The organism is Mesorhizobium sp. M7A.F.Ca.CA.004.06.1.1 (assembly GCF_003999135.1).
Taxonomy (GTDB): domain Bacteria; phylum Pseudomonadota; class Alphaproteobacteria; order Rhizobiales; family Rhizobiaceae; genus Mesorhizobium.
The window spans coordinates 1-7,535 of the sequence record NZ_RZPQ01000238.1 but is presented as its reverse complement, the minus strand read 5'-3'; the positions used below and the strand labels follow the sequence as shown (position 1 = coordinate 7,535).

Genomic DNA, 7,535 nt, shown 5'->3' with positions numbered 1-7,535 from the left:
TTACCGTCCTGCACCCGAAGCAGCGTGGCAAAGCGCGTGTAGGGGTCGATGGCGTCGACATCGAAACCGGCGAAGGCGAGGTAGGAGCGCCGCGCGTTGAGCATGTCGCCGGACAGCTCGTAGACGCGGGCATTGTGGTAGAATTCGTCCGGCCGCTTCGGCTCGGCAATCGCCCCGCCTTGCGCGGCCAAGGCGGCAAAGCCCTTGGCGATGGTGTCGATCGAGGCGGCGATCTGCTGCGTCGTTTCTTGCAGCTTCTCGGTCTGGGCCTGCTGCTGCGCCTGGCCGGCGGCCAGCGTCTCGGTCTGCTTCTTCACCTCGTCGGTGGTCTTCTGCACCTCCGCCGTCTGCTGCGTCTGCTGCTGCTGGGCGTTAGCGATCTCGTCGGCCTTCTTCGCCACCGTGTCGGTCGTCTGCTTGACCGCCTCGACCGTATTTTGCATCTGCGTGACGGTCTGCTCGATCCTGGCCACTTTTTCGGACACGATGCCCATCGACTGCTGCAGCCCGGCAATGGCCGGCACCAGGCTGGCGATCACCCCGTTCTGGGCGTTGGTCTGCTGCTGCAGGCCGTAGACGCCACTGGCGACGGCCGCCGCCGTGGTGGCGAAGATCAAGGCCGGCAGCGCTCTGGCCGCCAGCACCAGCCTGAGCACGATGGCAATGGCGATGATGATTGCGGCCACCGCGGCGGTCAGCGCGATATAGGCGGCGAACGGCGCCAGCGGATTGAGGATGTCTGATACGGCACCCCCGATAAAGGCGACACTGCCGGCCCATTTGCCGGTGCGGCTGAGCGATGCCCTGATAAGCGAGGGCGCTGCGCCCCCGGCCCCGATATTCGTCATGCCAAGCCCCCAAGCCCTGAGATACCACGCCCCTTCCCACGGGAAACGCGGCCCTGGCAAGGAAAGACACGGGAAAACCGGCGTTTTCGGGGCAGATGCTCGGCGGGGCCGATAGCCGACGCCGGCGCTGCCCCTCATCCGCCTGCCGGCACCCCGTGAACGGGGAGAAGGGAGATGCCGCGGCGTTGGCGTTCACTCTGCGACGCCGGCGGTTGGCGAACCCGTCGAGGAGAGCGTCCTTCTCCCCGTTCACGGGGAGAAGATGGCGGCAGCCAGATGAGGGGCGGCGCCAAGCTCTGAAAATATGCGCAAACCTGGGCAAATGCCTTGCTGCCGCCATTAACCAAATGGACGCATCACATGCGTTACGTTAGCTTCGCCGCATCTCAGCAACAGCCGACCCCAGAACAGACTTGCCCTTGTACAACCCCCTTCCGCTCATCCAGAGATTTTTTGCGGCACTCGCCCTGCTGGTGCTGCTTGCCGGCTGCGCCACGACGCCGCCCGACAGCGTGCTGGCCGTGCCGGCGCCGGCGCAGAAATATGCGGCCATCGTCGTCGACGCCAGGACCGGCAAGCAGCTGTTCGAGGTCAGCTCGACGGCGCAGCGCTACCCGGCCTCGCTGACCAAGATGATGACGCTCTATCTGCTGTTCGAGGCGCTGGACTCCGGCCGCGTCAGCAAGCAGACGCAGATCCCGGTTTCGGACCATGCCGCCTCGCAGCCGCCGACCAAGCTGCGCTTCCGGCGCGGCGAGAGCATCGACGTCGATTCCGCGATCCGCGCCATCGTCGTCAAATCCGCCAACGACGTGGCCGTGGCGGTCGGCGAATATCTCGGCGGCAGTGAAGCTCAGTTCGCCGCCATGATGACATCCAGGGCGCGCCAGCTCGGCATGACCAGCACCATTTTCCGCAACGCGTCCGGTCTGCCCGACGGTGGCCAGATGACGACGGCGCGCGACATGGCGGTGCTCGGCATGGCGCTGCATCGGCGCTTTCCCCAGCAGTTCCACTATTTCTCCGAAAGCGATTTCATGTTCCGCGGCCGGCTGGTGCGCGGCCACAACGACATGCTCGGCCGCGTGCGCGGCGTCGACGGCATCAAGACCGGCTACATCAGGGCGTCGGGCTTCAACATCGTCACCTCCTACAACGCCGACGGCCGCAATCTGATCGTCGTGGTGATGGGCGCCGACTCAGCCCGCCAGCGCAACGACCACGTCGAAGCGCTGATCCAACGGAGCCTGTCGCCGACGACGGACGGCGCCAAGACCAGGCTGATGTTCGCCGAGCAATAGTGGCCGCGGCGCGGTTCGCGTCTGGGTGCTCGGCTGCCGCCCACCACTTCGTCATCCACGGGCGAAGCAAGGAGCATAGCGACGCGGCGCAGACCCGAGGATCCATGCCGGGACTCCAAACGCGTCACCAGGGTGCAGAACCTTGCGCACGCTGGCAGGACAGAGGGGGGTGATTGGCGCCAACATCGGGCAAGTTCTGCACCGCAAGCGACACTCGCAGGTCGCGGCATGGATCCTCGCGTCTGCGCGTCCGCTTCGCTCCCGCTCCGCCCGTGGATGACGAAGTCGGGAAGCGATCAAAAACACTTGTAGTCCCACGAAATCCGTCGCGATGCTGGCGATGTTGCGGCATACGTCGCCCAGCACCATCAGGAGCCCGCACCCATGAGCACCGTCCCCAAAACGCCCGAGCAACCGGAAGACAACCAGCACGACAGCGGCGGCGAATATTTCGAGGCGCCGACCCTCAGTGAGCTGGAGGCCGATCCGGTATCGGACGAGCACTTCGAGACGCCCGAAGTGCCGGACTCCGAACCTGCGGGTCCCGGCGCCCACCGTGGCAAGCCGAAGAAAAAACCGTCGGCGATCTCGGGCCGCAAATTCCGCAAGCGCGACCTGGTGCGCATCGACACGCTGCGCCCGAGCCTCGCCGACCGCATCCGGTCGGACCATCCCGACCTGCCGGCCGGCGCCCGCATCAGCCGCGCCGAGCTCGGCCGCTACCGCATGCGCTACATGGAGGAGCTGCTGCAGCAGGAGCACGGCGAATTCTCCGAGCTCGACCGCCAGGTGGTCGAATCGATCGCCAGGCAGGACACGATTTCCGAAAACTCGGAAGAAGAATTCGAGGAGCACCGCACCTTTGCCGACCGCGTCTCCGACAACATGGCGGCCTTCGGCGGCAGCTGGTGGTTCCTGATCTCGTTCGGCAGCGTGCTTCTGGTGTGGATCGGCATCAACCTGCTCGAAGGCATGAGCGCCGCCTTCGATCCCTATCCCTTCATCCTGCTCAACCTGCTGCTCTCCTGCATCGCCGCCATCCAGGCGCCGATCATCATGATGAGCCAGCGGCGGCAGGAGTCCAAGGACCGCCTGCGCTCCTTCAACGACTACCGCGTCAACCTCAAGGCCGAGCTCGAAGTGCGCCATCTGCACGAAAAACTCGACTACCTCATCTCGCGCCAATGGACGCGGCTCGCCGAAATGCAGCAGATGCAGCTGGATGCGATGCACGAACTGGCGGGTGCGAAGAAGCCGAAGCGGGCGGTGCGCGGGCGGCGGACGGTGAAGGCGGGGGCGGCAACCTCATAGGCCGCAGCCTGCACGCACCGGGCCATGTCGCTGCGCCAATCTCCAATTGCCCGTTGAAGCCCGCGCCTGCTTCCGCTAAGAAGCCGTGACTTGCCGGTTCACCGGCTGGTTCGTTTTCCGGATTCCGGAAAGCACCCGTAGCTCAGCTGGATAGAGCGCTGCCCTCCGAAGGCAGAGGTCACAGGTTCGAATCCTGTCGGGTGCGCCAGAATGCAAAGGGGTCCGTTCTGGACACTGCGTTTGGCGGTGGCTGCTTTGCGCCGCATATCAGCAAGGATAAGCACAATCGCTCAGCTACATGACGACACCGGCATTGATTATGGTGTCGTAGCCGGATAGCGCTGACATTAGTTGTCTAGACGAACGATTCGACTTGTCTTTTTCCTCGGGCTGTCTCTCACTACTCGCAGCGCGAAGTAGTCACAGGCGTGGTCTCGGGTCTGCTCGCGGGACGATTTGCCTTGGAACTTCACTATCTCACACCGAAAATCCGAAGGGCAACTATCGACGGAAAGGCGGCAACGAAAATGCTCGGTGAGGACCTGGCACGGTCATACCACAGTCTTATCGCAGACATGCGGGGCGCCATTTATCTCCACGAAGTGCCGGATGAACCAAAGGTTAACTGGGCTGAAGGCAAGATCGGGTTAAGCTATCCATTGGGAGATTCCGCTGTAGTGGAGGTGGAGCCCATCGGAGCCGGTGTGATCGACACGACCAACTGGGGCGATGTTCACCGCGTTAAGCTCTTGCGGATTCTCAACAACGGAAAGCTGCTAGCATGATTGACCCTAACTGGTCTTCACCGCCGGGCGACACGATAGTGCGGCTCATGGACACCAAGGAAATCGACGGCGCAGAACTCGCTGACGCATTGGGAATATCCACAGACGATTTCGACGCTTTGATTAGGGGCCACCGTCGGTTGACAGAAAGTGACGCCGGTGTTCTGGCCGACAATCTAGGGTCTACGACGCGGTTCTGGCTGGCCCGCGATAAATCCTACGTTTTGGATATGGCCCGTTTGGACGAGAGTTCACAAGACTCAGAGGCGTCATGGGTCGCATCGATGCCGGCAGCATCGATGCGCAAATTCGGTTGGGTCCCCAAAGGCAGCAAGTCTAAGAACAAACTCAAGGACGAGATTCTCGCATTTTTTGGCTGCTTGACTCTGCAGGAATGGGGACAGCGCTACTCATCGGGCGTGGGCGCTGTCGCTTTCCGAACCTCACTATCCCTCGCGTCCGACGGCATGGCCACACTGGTCTGGCTGCGCGCCGGCGAATTGGCCATCGCCGACCGTGACCTGCCCGAGTTTGACCTCTCGGCATTTAGGAACATGCTTCCAGGACTAAAGAAGCTTTCAGCTTTCAAACGGCCATCCGCGTTTGTTCCGCGCCTCGTAGCCGCTTGCAGATCTGTCGGTGTGGCAGTAGCAACCGCCCGGACTCCGGACGGTTGCCGCGCAAGTGGCGCGTCCTGGTTCGATACCAACGGCAATCCGGTCATCCTGCTTAGCTTCCGCCATATGGCGGAAGACCATTTTTGGTTCACGTTCTTTCATGAGGCTGCGCACATCGTACTGCATGGGCAAGACCATATCGACGGCGAAGGCGCTGTATTCATGGGAACGGACACGGAGACTCAAGAACGAGAGGCCAACGAGTTTGCGCAAGAATTGCTCTTTCCTGCCAATTTTCGGGAAGAACTCGACAACCGTGGCGTGGGGCCGAAGGCTATCATGGCCATCGCCCGAGCGGTGGATGTCACACCAGGTATCATCGTAGGTCAGTTGCAGCGGGCCGACGTGGTGGATCACAGCAAGCTGAACTTCCTCAAGCGCCGCTACCGTTGGGGTGAAGACCCAAACATACCTGACCTGATCGACTAACCTCTGAAATAAGTGTAGATCGTCGGGCTCTTCTGCCAATTGCAGAGACTGTCTTCAAGCACTTGCTTACCCACGTTGAGGTAGTCGTCGAGCGTATCAACCGCCCTCTCGATCTCCTTGGGCTTACCTTCTGCATTGGTCGCTCCCAAGACTAGCAGCTTAGCCCCGAACAACGGGCCGGTGGCGCCCGTTAGGTACACACTGTCGGCGTCAATCGGCGCTAGGTCTAGCTTGCCCAACATGGTCAGGAAGTCGAACTTGCCCAAGCGACCAAAACCGTAGACATCCTTCATCGATCGGTAGAGCTTCTTGAAAACTGCCGTAGGCTCCTGGCCAACCTCTTTATGTATCAGCCGCACCTTGGAATTCATACCACCCGAGGCCGTCAACCATTCGTGGAAAGTACTGAACACCTTGCCAATATTGCCAATCTTCTTGCTTTGGTACTGACGGTGGTTCGAAAATCGTCCGGATATAGATTTGGACTTCAGGTCATCCTCATGCGTGGTTAACATCGCCTCAAAATCGGCCCTGTTGACGCCATAGCGCTCCAAAGTCCACACCGGCCCCTCTCCGAACGAGCCCATGACGTTCGCGGCCAGCTTCCAGGCATCTTCGGCGTGTTTGCCAAAATGAGTGCCCAGAAAAGCTATCCATACCGCTTCGTCGCGGCGGCCCTTGGTATCAAGATAAAACGCACCTTTCAGAGGATCGAAAAGAGGGGAGTACGGATTGATACGATCAGCCGAGATGGCTGGGCGATGGCGGAAATTCCGCACATACTCGATCCGTCGGATGCTCGACACCATCTGCTCAACCAGTGTCTGTCTGGCCGCGGGATCCGCGATACCGGGAAGTGGACCGAATTCGTCTTCGTATGCCGCAAGGCCTTTCAGCAATTGGAATTGGCGGTCCCTATGGATTCCGTTGGGCATCTACTTCTTCCGGTTCGAACAGTTCTCGGATGACCGGATCCGCCACTTTCTTCTTAGCGATCCGATCGAGCACATAGAGTTTGAACCCGTCATGGTTCAGCCGGTTGAGCAACTCGGCGGCACGCTTCGTATCCCGTAATGTGCCAAGAGCAAAGACGCGCAGCAGTATAATCAGGTCCCGCCAATAGGGGTCGAGATCCGCCACGGGTTCGAAATTCGGGTTGCCGGCACGGATTTCACGTTCCGCTTCCAGCACTTGCCATACGGCCGGCCACGGATCGCCCAACGGCATCGGCGGCATGGGGACGATGTCGTGCAGCCCCTCGTCCACGTACTTCTGGGCGTTTGTACGCGGCTTTTGCCTTTCCGTGTCGTCGTAGAGATGTAGGCTGGCCACCGAGTGATGATAGGTTCCTGGTTCGACCCCTAACTCACGCGCGGCGATCTCCTGCAGCATGGTAAACGAGAAGACGTCATGCGGCAGCCCGAGGAAAACGTCGTTGGACCGCATGTGCACGTGTAGGTGAAGCCGTTTCTTCCTGATGACGAAATGCAGCGTGCAGGTGCAAGGAATGTCCTTGCTTTTTTTGCCGTCTGCACCGTTTCGAGCACCGTCGGCGTTCGCGTAGATTTGGATGATCGCGTTACGCGAACCGGGCTCGGCGCGCAGAGTGTCGATCACGCGCTGCCATTCGTCCTTGGGCTCGGCGTCGCCGTGCAGGCGAGCGCGCCCGAAGATACGGCGGCCATAAGCGCCGTTGAGCGTCTCGCCGTCGTCGGAAAACTCGTCATATCCTTCGATGTAGTAATTGATTTGGTCTAATGCGTCGCTGCCTGACAGGTACCAGAGCAGTTCGCCAAGCGGACTGAAAACTCTAGCGCGCGCCTCGGATCTTCCCAGTCGCGCACGCGGATTAGTAAGTTCGAGAAGCGCACCGAACAACTCGGTGCTTGTACCTTTGCGTGATCTCACGCGGTTGTTCCGCTTGTTACCGGACAACAGCCGCGTGAAAACCTTTCGCATTAAATCGTCGAGATTGTCGGCAGAGTGATGAAACACGCACGGTCCTTGCTGCCGAGTCTGCTGTTGAACCTGACTATCAAGCAAGATCGATTCGCGATTATATCTCAGCAGGAAGAGTATCCGGCTGCAATTGAATATTCCACCACCGCCTTTTATTCGGCTGCAGAATTCGCAACGTCCAGTTCGGCGCTCCCTTTGCTGCTCAGCTGCGCCGCCGTCAGCCCG

The 7,535-nt window shown here is 60.6% G+C and carries 6 protein-coding genes, 1 tRNA gene and 1 pseudogene; 5 read left to right on the top strand and 3 right to left on the bottom strand.

Going from position 1 to position 7,535, the window contains the following annotated elements:
• Nucleotides 1-848: pseudogene (locus tag EN906_RS16095) on the bottom strand (methyl-accepting chemotaxis protein); the annotation flags it as partial.
• 419 nt (nt 849-1,267) lie between these two features.
• Between EN906_RS16095 and EN906_RS16090 the strand changes: the two are divergent.
• The 5 genes from EN906_RS16090 (at nt 1,268) to EN906_RS16070 (ending at nt 5,351) form a co-directional block, all read left to right on the top strand.
• Nucleotides 1,268-2,149: a D-alanyl-D-alanine carboxypeptidase family protein gene (locus EN906_RS16090; RefSeq protein ID WP_236383085.1), complete on the top strand. Its 882-nt coding sequence runs from the start codon at nt 1,268-1,270 to the stop codon at nt 2,147-2,149.
• Nucleotides 2,150-2,533: 384 nt separating this feature from the next.
• Nucleotides 2,534-3,460, top strand: a complete 927-nt coding sequence (locus EN906_RS16085) for a DUF1003 domain-containing protein (protein ID WP_127267264.1) — start codon at nt 2,534-2,536, stop codon at nt 3,458-3,460.
• A 131-nt stretch (nt 3,461-3,591) separates the two neighbouring features.
• Nucleotides 3,592-3,668: transfer RNA gene (locus tag EN906_RS16080), tRNA-Arg, on the top strand.
• Between the two features lie 253 nt (nt 3,669-3,921).
• Nucleotides 3,922-4,245, top strand: a complete 324-nt coding sequence (locus EN906_RS16075; protein ID WP_127267265.1) for a hypothetical protein — start codon at nt 3,922-3,924, stop codon at nt 4,243-4,245.
• A 47-nt stretch (nt 4,246-4,292) separates the two neighbouring features.
• Entirely contained in the window at nt 4,293-5,351 is a 1,059-nt protein-coding gene (locus tag EN906_RS16070; RefSeq protein WP_164749084.1) for an ImmA/IrrE family metallo-endopeptidase, read from the top strand.
• Here the strand turns inward: EN906_RS16070 and EN906_RS16065 are convergent.
• Nucleotides 5,348-6,286, bottom strand: coding sequence for a hypothetical protein (locus tag EN906_RS16065; RefSeq protein WP_127267267.1), 939 nt, complete (start codon nt 6,284-6,286; stop codon nt 5,348-5,350). The two genes, EN906_RS16070 and EN906_RS16065, sit on opposite strands and share 4 nt — an antisense overlap.
• Nucleotides 6,267-7,346 carry a thymidylate synthase gene (locus EN906_RS16060; RefSeq protein ID WP_127267268.1) on the bottom strand — a complete coding sequence of 360 codons (1,080 nt, stop codon included), beginning with the start codon at nt 7,344-7,346 and terminating at the stop codon, nt 6,267-6,269. The genes EN906_RS16065 and EN906_RS16060 overlap by 20 nt, the downstream gene beginning before the upstream one ends.
• Nucleotides 7,347-7,535 lie beyond the last annotated feature (189 nt).